17 protein-coding genes are annotated in these 17,172 nt (G+C 66.3%); 3 read left to right on the forward strand and 14 right to left on the reverse strand.

Annotated elements, in window-relative coordinates:
* Positions 1-340: 340 nt before the first annotated feature.
* From murU to AC1KVE_RS01590, 4 genes are all read right to left on the reverse strand, one after another.
* Positions 341-1,051, reverse strand: a complete 711-nt coding sequence (gene murU, locus AC1KVE_RS01575; RefSeq protein WP_184456895.1) for an N-acetylmuramate alpha-1-phosphate uridylyltransferase MurU — start codon at positions 1,049-1,051, stop codon at positions 341-343.
* The gene (locus AC1KVE_RS01580; protein WP_184456897.1) at positions 1,048-2,070 is read right to left on the reverse strand and encodes an aminoglycoside phosphotransferase family protein; all 1,023 of its coding nucleotides are present in this window, start codon (positions 2,068-2,070) and stop codon (positions 1,048-1,050) included. The genes murU and AC1KVE_RS01580 overlap by 4 nt, the downstream gene beginning before the upstream one ends.
* Before the next feature lie 55 nt (positions 2,071-2,125).
* On the reverse strand, positions 2,126-2,398 hold the full coding sequence (locus AC1KVE_RS01585) for a GlsB/YeaQ/YmgE family stress response membrane protein (protein WP_006452367.1): 273 nt from the start codon (positions 2,396-2,398) through the stop codon (positions 2,126-2,128).
* Positions 2,399-2,567: 169 nt separating this feature from the next.
* The gene (locus tag AC1KVE_RS01590) at positions 2,568-4,061 is read right to left on the reverse strand and encodes a M20 family metallopeptidase (protein WP_016904770.1); all 1,494 of its coding nucleotides are present in this window, start codon (positions 4,059-4,061) and stop codon (positions 2,568-2,570) included.
* Between the two features lie 157 nt (positions 4,062-4,218).
* Between AC1KVE_RS01590 and AC1KVE_RS01595 the strand changes: the two genes are divergently transcribed.
* The 3 genes from AC1KVE_RS01595 (at position 4,219) to xopAW (ending at position 6,586) form a co-directional block, all read left to right on the forward strand.
* Positions 4,219-4,593 carry a ComEA family DNA-binding protein gene (locus AC1KVE_RS01595; protein ID WP_308409822.1) on the forward strand — a complete coding sequence of 125 codons (375 nt, stop codon included), beginning with the start codon at positions 4,219-4,221 and terminating at the stop codon, positions 4,591-4,593.
* Between the two features lie 362 nt (positions 4,594-4,955).
* The gene (locus AC1KVE_RS01600; protein WP_184456901.1) at positions 4,956-5,768 is read left to right on the forward strand and encodes a HutD/Ves family protein; all 813 of its coding nucleotides are present in this window, start codon (positions 4,956-4,958) and stop codon (positions 5,766-5,768) included.
* 152 nt (positions 5,769-5,920) lie between these two features.
* A complete protein-coding gene (gene xopAW, locus AC1KVE_RS01605; protein ID WP_481091993.1) occupies positions 5,921-6,586 on the forward strand; it encodes a XopAW family type III secretion system calcium-binding effector in 666 nt (221 codons plus the stop codon).
* A 170-nt stretch (positions 6,587-6,756) separates the two neighbouring features.
* Here the strand turns inward: xopAW and AC1KVE_RS01610 are convergent, their stop codons facing one another.
* From AC1KVE_RS01610 to AC1KVE_RS01655, 10 genes are all read right to left on the reverse strand, one after another.
* Positions 6,757-8,535: a flavodoxin domain-containing protein gene (locus AC1KVE_RS01610; RefSeq protein ID WP_184456905.1), complete on the reverse strand. Its 1,779-nt coding sequence runs from the start codon at positions 8,533-8,535 to the stop codon at positions 6,757-6,759.
* Positions 8,532-9,506, reverse strand: coding sequence for an FAD:protein FMN transferase (locus AC1KVE_RS01615; RefSeq protein WP_184456907.1), 975 nt, complete (start codon positions 9,504-9,506; stop codon positions 8,532-8,534). The genes AC1KVE_RS01610 and AC1KVE_RS01615 overlap by 4 nt, the downstream gene beginning before the upstream one ends.
* 67 nt (positions 9,507-9,573) lie before the next feature.
* Entirely contained in the window at positions 9,574-10,377 is an 804-nt protein-coding gene (locus AC1KVE_RS01620; RefSeq protein WP_102581294.1) for a DUF4198 domain-containing protein, read from the reverse strand.
* A gap of 171 nt (positions 10,378-10,548) precedes the next feature.
* Entirely contained in the window at positions 10,549-11,064 is a 516-nt protein-coding gene (locus tag AC1KVE_RS01625; protein WP_039519819.1) for a DUF2271 domain-containing protein, read from the reverse strand.
* 22 nt (positions 11,065-11,086) lie between these two features.
* A complete protein-coding gene (locus AC1KVE_RS01630; RefSeq protein ID WP_184456909.1) occupies positions 11,087-11,725 on the reverse strand; it encodes a PepSY-associated TM helix domain-containing protein in 639 nt (212 codons plus the stop codon).
* Positions 11,726-11,732: 7 nt separating this feature from the next.
* Entirely contained in the window at positions 11,733-12,491 is a 759-nt protein-coding gene (locus tag AC1KVE_RS01635) for a tetratricopeptide repeat protein (protein ID WP_184456911.1), read from the reverse strand.
* Complete coding sequence (locus AC1KVE_RS01640; RefSeq protein ID WP_054591444.1) at positions 12,484-13,170, reverse strand: Fe2+-dependent dioxygenase; 687 nt, start codon at positions 13,168-13,170, stop codon at positions 12,484-12,486. Before AC1KVE_RS01640 ends, AC1KVE_RS01635 begins: the two co-directional genes overlap by 8 nt.
* 48 nt (positions 13,171-13,218) lie before the next feature.
* A complete protein-coding gene (locus AC1KVE_RS01645) occupies positions 13,219-15,537 on the reverse strand; it encodes a TonB-dependent receptor (RefSeq protein ID WP_481091992.1) in 2,319 nt (772 codons plus the stop codon).
* A 569-nt stretch (positions 15,538-16,106) separates the two neighbouring features.
* Positions 16,107-16,436, reverse strand: coding sequence for a non-heme iron oxygenase ferredoxin subunit (locus AC1KVE_RS01650; RefSeq protein ID WP_024938766.1), 330 nt, complete (start codon positions 16,434-16,436; stop codon positions 16,107-16,109).
* Positions 16,433-16,972: a GNAT family N-acetyltransferase gene (locus tag AC1KVE_RS01655; RefSeq protein WP_211920526.1), complete on the reverse strand. Its 540-nt coding sequence runs from the start codon at positions 16,970-16,972 to the stop codon at positions 16,433-16,435. Before AC1KVE_RS01655 ends, AC1KVE_RS01650 begins: the two co-directional genes overlap by 4 nt.
* Between the last annotated feature and the right edge of the window lie 200 nt (positions 16,973-17,172).

Here is a 17,172-nt window from a genome sequence, read left to right on the forward strand (position 1 = left end):
CAGGTTGCTTAGCGCTTGCCATCTGCACATCTATCGCAGTGTCGGTGCATTCGAGGCACATCGCCTGAAGCTTGTAGAGCAGCTGATCTGCGGCCTGGCTGCAAGGCCCTTGCCCGCCCACCGTCGCGGGACACGCCGCAAGTACGTCCTTGTAGGCTCCTACGCGGCATCCATGCCGCGTAAGGTCCCGCGACGGTAGTCGGGCAAGGACCTGTCGGAATGGTCGGTGCGCATGGACAAGAGCAGGAGCGGCGCCGGCGCATTGGCTGCAAGCCCATCAAGATGGGCGATTGAGCAATGCGCGACGCGCGGCCGGGCATTTGCAGGGGCGTGGCTGCGATCAGCCGCCGTCGTGCAGTAACCTGGCATCCAGCTCCGCCAATCGCTGCGGCGTGCCGACATCGGTCCAGCGCCCGGCGTGGTGGATGCCATCGATCAGGCCTGCCGCCATCTGCGCGCGCAGGATCGGCGCCAGCGCGAAGCGCGGCGCGGTGCCGGTGTGCTCCGGGAGCTGGCCGATGACCGATTGCCAATCGCGCAGCAACGCCGGTCGATACATGCCGATGCCGGCGTAGGTCAGCGTCGCGTGCAGATCTGCGCGCACCTTGCCATCGGCATCCAGCGCAAAGTCTGCGCGCGCGGCATAGGCGGGTTGATCGACCAGCACCAACTGCGCCAGGCCCGCCGGTGCGGCCGACAGCCGCGCGAAATCGAAATCGGTCCAGATATCGCCGTTGACCAGCAGAAACGGGGCCTCGCCCAGCAACGGCAACGCATGCAACATGCCGCCGCCGGTTTCCAGCGGGGTGGCGCCCTCGAAGGAGTACGTCAGCCGCAGCCCGAACGCGCTGCCATCGCCCAGTCCCTGTGGAAACTGCTCGGCCAGCCACGAGGTATTGATCACCACCTCGTCCACGCCCAGCGCGGCCAGCTTGCGCAGATGCCAGACGATCAGCGGTGTGCCGCCGACCGACAGCAGCGGCTTGGGCGTGCGCTCGGTCAACGGACGCATGCGCTCGCCGAAACCGGCGGCGAAGATCAGTGCCTTCATGCGCCGACCTGCGCGGAGCGTGCCGCCAGGGCAGGTTTGACCAGGTCTTCCAGCAGGCCGATCAGTGGCGCAAGCTCGGGATGACGCGGCAACACCTCGTCCAGATAGACAATGAAACGCGGCACGTTATCCAGATACCAGTGCTTGCCGTCGCGATGGCTCAGGCGCGAGAAGATGCCGAGATTCTTCAGGTGCCGCTGCACGCCCATCCAGTCCGCATCGCGCAGGAATTGCGCCAGCGGCGGCACCGGTAATCCAGCCGCTGCGGCACGCGCGTGGTAGCGCTCCAGCCAGCCATCCACGCGCGGCAGCGGCCAACTCACCGAGGTGTCCTTGAACAGACTGATCGGGTCGTAGGCGATCGGCCCGATCACGCAATCCTGGAAGTCCAGCACCGCCGGCCCGTCGCCGACCGGCATCAGATTGCGCGGCATGAAATCGCGGTGGGTAAAGACGCGCGGCTGCGCCAGTGCGTTGTCCATCAAGCGGCGCTGCACCAACTGCAGTTGTTCGGCCTGGCCGCAATCCAGCTGCAGGCCCAGGTGGCGACCAAGAAACCATTCTTCGAACAGGCCTGCATCGCGTTGCAGCAGCGCCTCGCCGAACACGCCGCTGTCGGCAGGCGGCGCAATGCGCTGCAGCAGCAGCAACTGGCTGATCGCAGCATCCAGCAGCGCGTCGGCATTGGCGTCGGTCAGCACCTGCGCCAGGGTCGGCACGCCCAGGTCTTCCAGCAGCAGGAAGCCGGTTTCAAGATCCTGCGCAAGCACCTGCGGCACGCGCACGCCGTGGGTGCCGAGCAGAGCGTGCATGCGCAACCAGGGCGCCACGTTTTCCAATGCAGGTGGCGCATCCATCAGGATGCGGTCCACGCCGCGTCCTTGGGTACGCCAGTAACTGCGGAATCCCGCATCGACCGAGGCACGCTGCAGCGTGACCTCAGGGTCGTTCAACGCCTGCCGCGCCCATTGCAGACGAAGCGCAGCGCGCGCGGTATCGGGAGTCAACGATGACGTCATGGGTGAATGCTGTGTCGTGAAGTGAGGCGCCAGGTCGGCAGCGACGCGGGGTCGATCAACGCTTGCTGCCACTGAACAGCCGCAGCAGCGCCAGGATCGCGATCGCACCCAGCAACGCGCCGAGGAAACCCGCCGGTTCGCCGGCGTGGTACCAGCCCATGTAGCGGCCGAACCAGCTGGCCACCACTGCACCGGCGATGCCCAGCACGATGGTCAGCAGGCAACCCAGTCGCTGCGTGCCGGGCGTGATGAAACGGGCCAGCAGCCCGACCACGAAGCCGACCAGAATGATGTAAAGCCAGCTGTCGCTACCGAAGAGATTGTTCATCGCAGGCACTGAGGGAAGTGGGATCGGCAGACTAGCATTCGCCGCCCTGGCAACCACATGTGCAGCGCCGACTGTCGCGACGGTGTTGGGGCTGCGTCCATGCGCGCGCCGCAACGCATGGCAATGCCACTGGGCCGCCCCGGCATGCGCGGGGCGGTCCAGGGGTCAATCAGCAGCAGCCATGCCCACCATGACGGGTGCCGCTATCGGCCGCCACCGGCGAGCCGCTGGTCTCGCCGCGCAGGCAGGCGGCGTGGTGCTCGGCGATCACCTTGGACACGCAGGCCGTGACCCGCTTGCCCATCGGGATATGCAGGAACTCGTTGGGGCCATGCGCATTGGAATGCGGGCCGAGCACGCCGGTGATCATGAACTGCGCGCCCGGGAACTTCTCGCCCAGCATGCCCATGAACGGGATCGAGCCGCCTTCGCCCATGTACATCGCCGGCTTGTCGAAGAACGCCAGGCTGGCGTCGTCGATGGCTTTTGCCAGCCATGGCGCCATCTCGGGCGCATTCCAGCCCGATGATGCCTTTTCCAGTTCCAGCGTCACCTGTGCGCCGTTCGGTGGGTCGCGCAGCAAGGCCTCTTTCAGCAGTTCGCCACAGGCCTTGCCGTCGGCGGTTGGCGGCAGACGCAGCGACAGCTTCACCGCGGTCTGAGGACGCAGCACGTTGCCGGCCGACGCCAGCGGCGGCATGCCATCCACACCGGTGATCGACAGCGCCGGGCGCCAGGTGCGGTTCAACACTAGCTCGGTGAGGTCGTCGTGCATCGGCACCAGGCCATCGACCATCGGGAACTTGTCGAAGATGGCGGTATCCAGCGTCGCCGCCGCGGCCTTGGCCTGCGCCAGCCGTTCGGCCGGCACCTGCACATGCAGTCCGTCCAGCAGGATGCGACCGCTGGCTTCGTCCTCGATCCGCGACAGCAACTGGCGCAGCAGGCGGAAGCTGGACGGCACCACGCCGGAGGCATCGCCCGAATGCACGCCTTCCTCCAGCACCTTCACGCTCAGGTTGCCGCCGGTCAGCCCGCGCAGCGAGGTGGTGCACCACAGCTGCTCATAGTTGCCGCAGCCCGAATCCAGGCACACCACCAGCGATGGCTTGCCGATGCGTGCGGCCAGATGGTCGACGTAGGCCGGCAGGTCGTAGCTGCCGGATTCCTCGCAGGCCTCGATCAGCACCACGCAGCGCGCATGCGGCAGGCCCTGGGTGCGCAGCGCCAGTACCGCCGCCAGCGAACCGAAGATCGCGTAACCATCGTCGGCGCCACCGCGCCCGTACAGCTTGTCGTCGCGCAGCACCGGCTCCCATGGGCCGAGGTCGGCGTCCCAGCCGGTCATCTCCGGCTGCTTGTCCAGGTGGCCGTACAGCAGCACGGTGTCGTCGCCCGATTCGGCACCGGTTGCCGGAATCTCGATGAAGATCAACGGCGTGCGGCCTTCCAGGCGCACCACCTCGACCTGCATGCCCTCGATGGCCTGCGCGCGCGCCCAGGTTTCCATCAGGGTGACCGCCTGCTCCATGTAGCCGTGCGCGACCCAATCGGCGTCGAACATCGGCGATTTATTGGGGATGCGAATGTAATCGACCAATTGCGGGACGATCTCGCGGTCCCAGGTGTCGCTGATGAATTGGTCGATCTTGGCGCTGTCCATGGAGGCTCCGAATACGTGACGTAATGGCACATTCTACGCCCGTGCCTGGGGGTAGGTATTTCCCTACAAGGCGGCGCGCAGTTCACCGGCTGTGTGAAAAGTTCGTTGGCGATAGGATTGCTGCATGTGGCGCGGGACACTGGCTCGGCCGGCAGGAATGCTGGCTAGGACCATCACCCAAGCCACAAGGAGCGTTGCAATGAAGTCATTTACCGTAGCCCTGAAGTCCCTGCTACTGGTGTTGCTGTTGTCCTCGAATGCGTATGCACTCGACAAGGTCGATATCAACACCGCGTCTGCTGAGGAATTGGACAAGGTGCTGACGAACGTCGGGCGATCAAAAGCCGAGGCAATCGTCGAGCACCGACAGGCAAACGGTCCCTTCAAGAGTGCCGAGGAACTGGCACTGGTCAAGGGCATCGGACTCAAGACGGTCGAACGGAATCGAGACCTGATCGAAGTGGGAGCCACGATGGCTCCCGCCAAGAAGGCTGCCAAGGGGGCGGCGGTGAAACCGGTGGGACGGCGTTAACGGGAAAGGATCCGAGATACGGTTCGACGCGAGGATGCGTGGCCGCAACCTAACTGGACAGGATGTCTGGGGGATGGCTGGAAGCCGACAAGGACGTGGAATCGCCCGGTGTTGCACTTGGATGTGCAGCCGGGCGTTTTTCGTTTTGGGTCCGCGTGGGTTGCGAGCGCACGCAAGCGTCTGCGACTGCAGGAAAGAGGCAGTCACAGCATGAAGCGCCGGTTACATCGTGAGGCGTCAATCGTTTTGTAGCTGTCGGCCACATCCTCGAGTTTGAGGCTAGATAGCAAGCCTGAGGGTCGGCAGCAGGCTTAAGTCACAGCATGACGGCCCGGGCGCCGCGCTTGCGGCACAATGCGCCCATGCAGCTGACAGACCTGAGCAGCCGGGTGATTCCGGCCACCGAGTACCGCCGTGAGCGGTGGCGCAATCAACTGGGCTGGACGCGCGAGATCCTGCGCCTCGGCAATGCCGATGCGTGGTCGCTACGCCTGTCGATTGCCGAGATCGAGCAGGATGCGGCGTTTTCCGCGTTCCCGGGCATCGATCGCGAGCTGGTGCTGTTGCACGGCAATGGCATGCGGCTGCAGTTTGGCGATGCTGTCAGCGGTAGGGTCAGCGACACCGACACAAGCACAGGCAACGACACCAGCACAGGCACCGATGCAGGCATTGGCATCGGCACGGCTACTAGCGGCGGCGTCAGCAAAAGCGATAGCGGCAGTGGCAATTGCAATTGCAATGGCAATGGCAATAAGGGTAGTGGCGCTGACCAGTGCGACCATGCCGCCGGCGCCGCTGCCGACGTTCCTGGCAGCAGTCATCGCAGCTGCGAGTTGCTGCCGCCGCACCAGCGCGTCCGATTTGCAGGCGAGGAAACCGTACATGCCACGCTGCTCGACGGGCCAACCCAGGATTTCAACCTGATGTGGCGGCGCGATCGGCTGCAGACCGAACTGCTGCACCGGCCGCTGGTCGGCACCATGCTGTTTTTCGCCGACCCGGGCAGCGCCTGGGCGATCCACCTGCTGGCAGGCCAGGCCAGCTTCGGTCGCGAAAGTGGCCTGCCACCGCTGGCTGCCGGCGATACCGCGTGGCTGAGCGCCTCCACACGCACGCGCCATGTGCTCGACGGCGGCGGCGAGCTGCTGGCGATCCGGGTGAGCCCGGTCTAGGGCCTTTCACGTATCTGCGAGCAGGGCGCGCCTCCTGGCACGCGCCCGGATGCATTCGTGTCAACGCAGACAAGCGACGGCATCGCTGTGCCACCTGGCTAGGGAACAGTGCAGGCGCCGGGAGTGGTTCCGGCAATTCCAGGGGGAAACCAATGAGTACCATCAGCTCGGTCGGAGCCGGCTATGCCGCCTACCCGTCCTATGCAGGCCGCAGTGCGACCACCGGCAACGCCGCATCCGCCGCACAGGCGGAAAAAACCAATCCGCTGACGCAGTTGTTCAAGTCCATCGATAGCGACAGCGATGGCCGCCTGACCGCGTCCGAGCTATCGACCGCGCTGTCGTCCAATAGCGATGACGACAGCAAGATCGACATCGACGGGTTGCTGAGCATGCTCGATCAGGATGGTGGCGGCACCGTCAGCGAGAGCGAACTGGCGCAGGCCTTGCCGCCGCCTCCGCCACCGCCGGGTGAGCAAGGACAGGATGTGCAGTCCTTGTTTGCCGGCCTGGACAGCGATGGCGACGACAGTGTCAGCAGCGGTGAATTGAGCACACTGGTCAATGGCGACAGTGCGTCGAGCACGCAGCTGCTGGACCTGCTCGACAGCGACAAGAGCGGGGCGCTGAGTCTGCAGGAACTGCAGGAAGCGATGCAGCCACGCGATCCGCCGCCGCGACCGCCGTCATCGGCCGATGCATCCAGCAGCGACGGCACACAGCAGGCCTATGCAGCGTTGATGCAGATGGCCGTGGGGCAGTACCGCAGCATTGGCGGCAGCGCGACAACGAGCAATCTGGTCGATCTGGCAGCGTAATGCGGTGATCGAGAGAGAATGGGGAAGCCGGAGCGCGGTCCTGGATCAGCCGGTGCGTCTAGCGCGCAGCCACCGCAAGCAGGGATGTTGCGGATTTCAGCAGCAGACGCGCTGTGGGTATCTGCGTAATCGCTTTGTTGAGCGCTTTTGGCGGGGCCGCGTGCGATGGTTCAGTACACGTCGCGGCGATAGCGCCCGCTGCCCAGCAGTTCCTGTCTGACATCGGCTCCGAGGATGCAATCCAGCGTGCGGTCGAGTTCGGGTGCCATGCCGCGCAGACTGCCGCAGACGTAGATGCAGGCACCTTGATCAATCCAATGACGCAGGCGATCGGCGGCTGCGGCCAGCGCGTGTTGGACGTAATGCGGTGGCTGTGGTTGATCGCGCGAGTAGACAAGCTCCAGGCGCTCGATCCAGCCGTCCTGATGCCACTGCTGCAACTCGTCGGCATACAGCGCGTCGTGCGCGGCATTGCGTTCGCCGAACAGCAGCCAGTTGCGCCGCGCGCCGGCTGCGATGCGTGCACGCAGATGCGCGCGCAGACCGGCGATGCCGGTGCCATTGCCGATCAGCAGCATCGGCCGGTCGGGTGCGGGCGGGTGGAAGCCGGGGTTGCTGCGCAGGCGCAGCGCGATGGCTGCGCCGATCGGTGCATGGACGCAGAGCCAGCCGCTACCCAGCCCCAGGCTGCCGTCGGCGTGCCGATGCTCGCGCACCAGCAGTTCGGCATGGCCTTCCTCGGGGATGGAGGCAAGCGAATAGTCGCGATGGGGCAGGGCGGCCAAACTGCGCACCAACGCATCTGCGTCCAGTGGTGAAGTTATGCCTGTGGCTGTTCCCGTAGCTGTATCAGTGCCTTTACCTGTGTCCGTAGTTGGGTCGATTCTGACTTCGGCATCGGCATCGGCATCGGCATCGGCACCAGCACCAGCACCAGCACCAGCACCATCGCTGAGACTGGCACCGGCATCCACATCGATACCGAGAGCGGCATCGGCATCGATGGGAAGTTGTGCGCCGCCGAGCCAGTCGCGCAGGCGGCGGCCGTCGATCTGCTGCGCGCCATCGTAGTGGTTACGCCGCAGCCAGGACTCCACCGCATCCGGGGCGTGACGCGGTGCGATCTCCGCGATATCGCCTGCGCTCCACTGCGGCAACGCGCCATCGCATGGCGTCAGGCGCAGCCGGTAAATCGGCGCACCCGCACTGCCGGGATTGACGTGGACACGTTCGCATAGCTGCCAGGTGGTGTAGGTGGGCAGGCTCCAGTCGGGTTGCGTCGCGAGTGCGGGCGCCAGTTCCGCCAGACGGCGTTGCCAGTGCTGCAGGGCGTTGGGGTCAGCGTTATCGACCTCGATGCGTTCAAACAGGCGAGTGGCGCCGCGCGCCTGCAGGCGATCGTCGAGGCGCCGGCCGAACGCGCAGTAGTGCGCGTAACCACGGTCGCCAAGCGCCAGCACTGCGTACTGCACCGCCGTCAGATCCTGCGCGTGGTCGGCACGCCAGGCGCGCTCGGCGGCCTGCACATGGTCGGGCGCATCGCCTTCGCCGGTGGTGCTGACGATGCACAGCAGCCGCGGCACGCGTGCGAGTTGATCGCTATCGACGGCTTCGATCGGCAGCGCATGCGCGCCGACGCCGGCCGATTGCAGCGCGGCAACGCTGCGTTGCGCCAGCTCACGCGCAAATCCGGTCTGGCTTGCCCAGACGATCAACACGCCGCTGGCGTCTGCGCGTTGTGCGCCGACGCGCTTGCGGGCACGCAGCAGCACGACCGCACACAGGCCCAGATACAGCGCCAGGCCGAGTGTGGCCAGTTGCCAGCGATGCGGCGTGGGTGCGCTCCACCATGCGCCCTCATGCAGGCCGGCTAGCCAGCCGACGATGACCGCAAGCGCCAGCAGAACCAGCCCGTTGCCCAGCCACACGCGTGAGGCGGCGCTGCTCATGACGCGGACAGGTGGCGTTCGAATGCCGGGCTCATGGATTCGAGCAGGATGCCGTCCTTGCGTGCAAGGAATCGCACGGCCAGGTCCGCCTTGCGCGCATGGGCAAGACCGGCATCGGCGCCAAGCACGGTCATCGCGGTGGCCCAGGCATCGGCCTGCATCGCATCGGGCGCGATTACGGTGACCGCCGCAGGGGCATGCGGAACGGGCGCGCCGGTGCGTGGGTCGAAGGTGTGCGTGTAGCGTGTGCCGTCGGCATCGAAGCGGTGCCAGCGATCGCCGGAGGTGGCGACCGCCAGACCGTCCAGCACCAGCACGCGTGCCGGCAGCGCGCTGCCGGCATCTTCGTCGGGGGCGGATTCGACCAGCACGCGCCACGCGCTGGCATCGGGCTTGCGTCCGTAGCCGAACAATTCGCCGCCGACCTCGATCAATGCACTGTCGATACCCGACTGCAGCAATGCGCGATGCACGCAGTCCACACCGAAGCCCTTGGCGATGCCGGACAGATCCAGCGCCGCTGCGCCCGGCTGCAGCACCCGCCTGCCATCCAGCTGCAGGCGTTGCCAGCCGCAACGCAGGCTCGCCAATGCGATCGCCTGCGCTTCCGGCACACGCCGGCGCGTGCCGGCGGCGCCGAAGCCCCATAGCTCGACCATCGGGCCAACCGTGGGATCGAAGGCACCCTCGCTGGTCTGTGCGATCTCCAATGCTGTGCTCAGCACTGCGTGGAATTCGTCGGGCAGGTGGTGCCAGCTGCCCGACGGTGCGCGGTTGTAACGGCTGATATCCGAATCGACCTCCCAGGTACTCATCTGCGCGACCACGCGATCCAGCGCGGCCTGGATGCACGCATGCAAGGGGTGCAGATCGCGTCCGCGCGGCGCCACCAGCTTCACGCTCCAGGTGGTGCCCATGCTGCGGCCGCCGAGCGTGGCAATGGCGTGGTCGGCGGAAGACGATGCGGGCATGGACGGGTCTTATGAGGATGGGGCGGCAGGATGCACGCTGTGTGCGCTCCTGCCGCGTGCCGGCAGATTACTGCGGCAATACTTCCAGGGTGGCGACATAGCCCAGGCGGCGCTGCTTGGCCTGCGGCAGCGAGGTCTTGGTGTCTTCGGTAGTGGTTTCCAGCCAGTACATGCCCGGCTCCGGCCAGGTCACGCTGAAGCCGCCCTTGGCATCGGTTTTGAGCTTGATCTCGTTCTGCGCATCGCGATAGCGGGTGCCGCCGCGCACGATCTCGATCTCCAGCCCGGCGGCCGGTTTGCCATCCAGCTGCAGCGTGAATTGCGCCGCTTCGCCGGCAACCAGATCGTTGGGATGGGTCACCGGAATCAACTCGATGCCCTTGCCGGCGGGCTTGAAGACCGTGGTGGTCGGCGCACCGCGGGTGACGAAGGTCTCCACCCGATTGAAGGACTGCGAGACCTGCAGATCCTGCGCGTTCTTCGGCACCTCGGTGGCGAAGCGGGTTTCGTCGCCACGCCAGCGCTTGGGCTTGCCGTCTTGCTTCCAGCTGGCGAACAGGCCGGCGTTGACGATGCTCAGCTTGTAGGTGCCGGGCTGGGTGAGCTGCAGGTCGAACACGCTGCGATACTTGCCGGTGGCCGGATTTTCCGGCTTGAGCGCGCTGCCATCGGGCGCGGTGATGCTCAGGTTGTCCAGGCGCAGCGGCACGTGGTTGAAGTAGAACAGGTCGTTGGACACCGCTGCATCCACGGTGATCCACGGCGCCTCACCGGCGATGACGGTCTGCGACGGCAGCAACCAGGCCTTGTGGGCGAGTGCGCTGAGCGGCAGTGCGGCGAGCATGGCGATCAGGACGAGCGAACGTTTCATGACAACTCCTTGAAGGACGATGAGGACGGTGGGTCACGTGTCTGATCAGCGCGCAGGTATAGCGCTGCGTGGATGCGTGGGAAGCGAATGTGTCTGGCAACGCGATGCACTGCGCACTTGCGCCGTGGCCGGCCGCGGACGCTGCGCGCGGCCGCCACCAGCAGGCAATGCTCAGGGTTTTGCGACCAGGCTGATGGCGCCGAGCTCGCTGCTGCCGCTGGCCTTGGCGGTCTGCGCAGACTTTGCCGGCCAGGTAAAGGGCACCTTGACCAGCTCGCGGCCGCCGACCTCGCGCGCGGCTTCCACCACCAGCGTGTACTGGCCGGGCGGCAGCGACTTCAACGCGCCCTTGGTGTCGGAGAACGACAACGCATGCGCGCCGGCCGGACGGGTGGGGCCGGTGACGCCGTCGACCGGCACCTCGAGGGTGCGCCCGCTCTTGCGCCACCACTGGCGCAGGTCCGGCAGCCACTTGGTGCCGTGGCCTTCGGCGGTGTCCTTGGATTGATACCAGACCGCCAGATTGGCGGCGACCTTCTGGTCCGCACCTTCCAGCCAGATCGCCACGTACGGGCGGTGATATTCGGCGACGTTGAGCTTAGGGATCTCGACATTGATGTCGAGCGTGGCGGCGTAGGCCGGCATGGCGAGCAGGCCGCTCAGGGCGATGGTCAGGGTGGCGCGCATGATCGTCTCCGGTAGGAAAAAGTCAGTGGATCAACAGCAGGGCGAGCAGTAACGGAATCAGCAGACCCAGGCCGACCAATGGCCAGGTCATGCGGCGCTGGCGCGCATGCAGATGCAGCAGGAACAACCCGGTGATGCAGAACACCAGGCAGGCGACGGCGAACACGTCGATGAACCAGCCCCAGGCCGGCCCGGCATTGCGTCCCTTGTGCAGATCGTTGAGATAGGCGATGGCGCCGCGCCCTGTACGCTCGTATTCGATCGCGCCGGTGCTGCGGTCCAGGCTCAGCCAGGCATCGCCGCCAGGACGCGGCAGCGCCAGATACACCTCGTCGGCCGACCATTCGCCGGCACGCGTGCCGATGCTGATGTCCAGCTCACGCCCCAGCCATTGCGCCACGCGTGGCGGCAGCGGGGCATCGCCTTCTTCGCGGTTGCCCAGGGACTTGAGCAGGGCCGGCGGCAGCGTGAGCGTGCGGTGTGCGGTCGAAGGGCTGGCTTCGATGCGCGCGGCATGGTTCAAGGTCAGCCCGGTGATGGCGAACAGCAGCATGCCGATCAGGCACAGCGCCGAACTGATCCAGTGCCATTGATGCAGCATGCGCAGCCAGAAACCGCGGCGTTGCTGGGAGGTGGCAAGAGTGTCGTTGGAGGTCGCCATGGCGCGCTCAGGCCACATCCACTGCGAGCGACGGCTGCAGGTGCGATTGCCGCGCGGCCACTTCGCTCAGCAAGGCGCGCAGACGTGGCTGCGTTGCACCCGCCAGCAGCGGTGTGAGCTGTTGCAGAAAGCCGGCATGCCCGCCGGCGATCGCACGGCGCATCCATCGCTCGGCCTGATCGATGTCGCCGGCGTCTGCGAGCAAGGTCGCGTAACCGGCCTGGCCGCGGAAATCGCCGGCTTCGGCAGAGCGGCGGTACCAGTGGCGCGCGGCGACCGGATCGGCAGCGCAGGCCAGGCCCTGGTCGAGATAGCGCGCCACAAAGTTCATCGATTTGGCATGTCCGCGTTCGGCGGCGGTGCGATACAGCGCCAACGCCTGCGCGTGGTCCTGCGCCACGCCGCGGCCGGAGCCGTACAGATGGGCGAGGTTGTACATGCCCCAATCCAGCCCATGCTCGGCGGCGCGGCGGTACCACAGCGCCGCCAGCACCTCATTGCACGCGGTGCCGAAGCCCAGTTCGTGGCAGCGCCCCAACTGGTTCATCGCTTCCGCATGCCTGGCATTGGCGGCCACCTCGTACCACAGCATCGCCATGGCCGGATCGGCGGGGATGCCGCGGCCTTCGGCGTAGAGCTGGGCGAGCAGCAGTTGCGCGGCCAGATCCTGGCGCTCGGCGGCCTTGCGCAGCAGCGCGACCGCGCGATCGGGCTGTGTGTGCAGCAGCTCGATCAGCTGCGCCGGGTCCAGTGCGGGCTCAGACATCGGCCCATTGCCGCAGCAGGTTGTGATACACGCCGGTGAGCTGGATCAGCGACGGATGGCCGGGGGTGTCCTGGGTGAGCCGCCGGATCGATACATCCAGTTCGAACAGCAGGCGACGCTGCGCATCGTCGCGCAGCATGCTTTGGGTCCAGAAGAAACAGGCGACACGCGCGCCGCGGGTCACCGGCATCACCCGATGCAGGCTGGTGCCGGGATAGATCACCAGGTGCCCGGCCGGCAGCTTCACCGACTGCGTGCCGTAGGTGTCTTCGATCACCAGCTCGCCGCCGTCGTAGCTGTCCGGGTCGCTGAGAAACAAGGTAGCGGAGACATCGGTGCGCACGGGATCTGCGCCGCCGCGACTGCGGTCGTAGCGGATCGCATTGTCGACGTGGTAGCCGAACGATTGCCCGCCGCTGTAGCGATTGAACAGCGGCGGATAGATGCGCCGCGGCAAGACCGCCGAAAAGAATGTACTGCTGCGTGAGAGCGCGTCCAGTACCAGCGCGCTGGCCTCGCGTGCAATGGCGCTGTCTTCGGGCAGTTGTGCATTGTCCTTGGCCTGCGCCGACTGATGGCCGGCGGTGATGCGGCCGTCCGCCCAGTCGGCCGCGTCCAGCCGCGCGCGCAGCTCGGCGAGCTGGGCGGTGCTGAGAACATCGGGAATGGGCAGCAACATGCGGTGGTCTCCACGCCGCCCGCGTCGTGCGGACGGCGTGCCAGTGGGTCAGAAACTGAAGGTGGCGCTCAACACCGCCGAGCGGCCTTCGCCCGGAAGTGCCCAGCCACTGCCGGCGGTGGCGGTGCCGGCCGCATTGACGGTGAGGTTGTTGCGCACGCTGGTGTAGTACTCCTCGTCGAACAGGTTGTTGACGTTCAACTGCAGGCTGAGCCAGTCGTTGACGCGCAGGCCGACCATCGCGCGGTGCACCCAGTAGTCGTCGGTCTTGCGATAGGCCGCGGCCGAGGCGTTGTTGGGATAGAAACCGCCCTGATAGGTGACGCCGTAGCCGAAGGTCCACTGGTTGAGCGTATAGGTGGTCCAGATGTTGCCGGCATTGCGCGGGGTCTGCACCAGGTCGCGTCCGGCCACCGGGTCGCCGGTGAGGCTCTCGGTGCGGTTGGACACGCTCTGCAGCACTTCGCTGTCCAGGAAGGTGTAGTTGGCGAAGATCGACCAGCGGTCGGTCAGGTAACCGGCGGCGCCGAGCGCGATGCCGTCCACCCGTGCCTTGCCATCCAGCACCTGCTCGGGGATCAGCGGATCGCCGCTGTTGACCTTGTAGTTTTCGCGCTCGTTGCGGAACAGCGCAGCGGTCAGTGCCAGACGCTGGTCCAGCACGTCCCACTTGCCGCCCAGTTCGATGTTGACCGCCGTTTCCGGCTCGACATTGCAGTTGGCACCGGCGGTGGCCGTGGCGATCGGCGTGCACGAGCCGTTGACCGAGGCCTTGGACGGCGTCTTGCTGTTGGCGTAGGACAGATACAGGCTGGCATTCTCGGCCGGCTTGAACACCAGACCGGCGCGATACGAGAACAGGTCCTCTTCGCTGCCGGCCGGGAAGCCCGCGCTCACACCGGTGACGTTGCCGGCGGCGTTGACGGTGTAGGTGGTGCTGTCGCCTTCGTTGTGCTCGTAGCGGCCGCCGAGGTTGAGCATCCACTGTTCGTTGAACTGCAGCGTGTCGAACAGGTACACCGCCTGATTGGTCAGGCTGCCCTTGCTGCGCCCGGTGCGGAAGTAATTCTGCGGGCCGGTCCAGATGTTGTACGGATTGTCGAAGGACTGCACCGGGTAGGTGATGCCGGTGGTGGAGCCATCGGCATTGCGGAAGGTGGTGCCGCTATTGAGTTCGAAATCTTCCTTGCTGAAGGCCACGCCTGCGACCACACGGTGCTCGATGGCGCCGGTATGCAAGGTGGCGGTCAGGTCGGTCTGGCTGTGCGCGATGAAGTTTTCCGTCTCGCGGACCAGGCCGCGCGGGCCGCTGTTGGGGTTCCAGCTGGCCGCCGGTTGGCCGACGCAGGCGCGGCCGGTGTACGGGTCGGTGCCGTTGGGCAGGCACCAGGTGCCCTGCGGTGCGGTGGCATTGGTGGTCTGGTCGACGCGCTGCACGCGCGCCAGGCTGCGCAGTTTGACGTTGTCGTCGAAATCCATTTCCAGCACGCCGGTCAGCATGTCCACGTCGATTTCCTGACGCGAGGTATTGCGGTAACCGAAGAAGGTCTCCGGGTCCACGCCCGGCAGCGGGCCGTCGTTGAACGGGCTGAGTGCGAACGGCACGCCGTACTGCGGCAGGTTGTTGTCGTGCTGGTGCAGGTAGCTCAGGGTGAAGCGGGTATCCGAGCCCAGGCCGAACGCCACCGACGGCGCAAAGCCCCAGCGATGACGGAACTCCTCGTCGCGCCCCGGCACGTCCTGGGTGTGACCCATCGCGTTCAGGCGCACGGCGGTGCCGTTTTCGAAGTCGTAATTGCTGTCGGCAGTCAGCCGGCCATAGCGGTCGCTGCCGCCACCGACCACGACGTGGGTGAAGTCGCCCTGGCCGGCGGTCTTGGTGACCAGATTGATGTTGCCGCCGACCGAGCCGGCGCCTGACATGGCCGAGTTGGCGCCGTTGATCAGCTCCACCGCTTCCAGGTTGAAGGTGTCGCTGCGGCTGTACTGCGCGCTGTCGCGCACGCCATCGGTGGTGATGTCGCTGCTGGCGGTGAAGCCGCGCAGGTTGATGCTGTCGCCATAGCCACCGCCGCCTTCGCCGGCGCCGAAGGTGATGCCGGGCAGGGTGCTCAGCACATCGCGCAGCGACAGCAGGTTCTGCTGGTCCATGGTCTGCTTGGTGACCACGGTGATCGTCTGCGGCGTGTCGCGCAGCACCTCGGTGTACTTGGGCGAGGACGGCTTCTGCGCGCGTTCCTGCTGCACCCGGATGGCGTCCAGATCGACCGCGCCCGGAGGCGCCGGCGCATCGCCAGGCTGGGCGAGGGCAGGAGCGGACAGCGTCAGCAACACGGCCGAAGTGAGCGGGGAAATCCTGGGAGTCATGAGGCGTCTCGAAGAAGAAAGAGAGGCTCCGGCCTGGCGATGGCTCGGCGGATGCGGGATGGGAAGCGGATCGGGGAACGCGTGCCCGCTAGCCGGAGGCGGCCAGTCGGCCGGACCAGTCCCCGGACACGCACAGGCGCTGCGCAGCAAGGCGCATGCGGGGCAGGATCGGGAAAAAAGTGTCGAGCAGAGCTGGGCGCATGGGGATCGCAGGGCAGGCCAGTTGTTAAGAAGGCCTGAAGGGCTGCGATCTTAAATGCAAATCATTCTTCTTTGCAATCTTTGTCGGCTGGCGCCATGCGCCGGGCAATCGCGCCGCCTGAGGTGTCAGGCCAGTGCGGCGATCGATGCGGGCTTGCATGGGGAACCGCGCGGGTTTGCGCCTGCTGGCGGGCCGAGGTGTCGCTTGCACGACTGGTCGAGCTCGCTGGCGTGGCAGCGCGTCCTTTTCCTGCGGGGCGCGGATCTGCGAACGCCCGGGCACGCGCCGGACGGGGCCGAGACTGCGGATCAGCGTCCTGAGCGGTCTGCGCTCATGGCGACCGGGTCACCCACGGGTCCGACCGGTGTCAGCGGTCGTCGCGGGTCCAGATGCCGCCGTGTTCGCGCTTGACCGGGAACTTGGGCACCGCGGTGTAGGCCGGTGCGCACAGCGGGCGGCCGTCGCGGATGTCGAAGCGGGCGCTGTGCAGCAGGCACTCGATGCTGCCTTCTGCCGGGTCGAACGTGCCCGGCGACAATTCGTAGTCTTCGTGGCTGCAGCGGTCTTCCAGCGCATACAGCTCGCCGTCGAGGTTGAAGATGACGATCGGGGTGTCGGTCACCTCATCCCAGACGGTCTGCAGCTCGCCGGGCAGCAGCGCCTCGCTGGCGCAGACGAAGGTCCAGGTGTCGCTCACGGCGCTGCGCCGCCAAGCGGTTTTTCCAGCACCTCGAAGCGCAGGTCCTGGCGCAGCGGCACGCCGAAACGCGCGTCGCCATACGGGAACGGTTTGAAGACGCCGGTGCGGCGGTACCCGCGTCGCTCGTAGAACGCGATCAGCTCATCGCGGATGTCGATCACCGTCATGCGCATCACCGGCAGCTGCCACTCGGTGTAGGCGATACGCTCGGCCTCGGCCAGCAGCGTCTTGCCCAGCCCGCTGCCCTGCAGCGAGGGATCCACCGCAAACATGCCGAAGTAGCCGGCACCGTGGTCGTCGGCGATATGCGCGCAGGCCAGCAGGCGCCCGTCCTGTTCGACCAGCAGCACCAGGCTGCGGTCGCGCAACAGGTCCTCGCGCAGCACCCCAGGATCGATCCGCGCGCCGTCGAGAAAATCGGCCTCGGTGGTCCAGCCAACGCGGCTGACATCGCCGCGATAGGCCGAGGTCACCAGCGACACAAGGGCGTCGATATCGTCGACGGTGGCGGTACGGAAAGTGGTGGTCTGCATGGGAGCAGTTTAGCGGGAGTCGGGATTGGGGATTCGTAAAAGCGCGAGAACGCCGTTTCTTGCACCGTGTCGGATGTCCGGATTGGGGCGTTGCGCTGTGTCTTGCCATGGGCACGTGCGCCAACGCACGGAGGTCTGGCGCACGCGCTGCAAGGCGGCGAAGGGGTCTTCCGAATCCCCAATGCCGAATCCCCAATCAC

The sequence above is a fragment of the Xanthomonas sp. NCPPB 2864 genome (genome assembly GCF_056675615.1).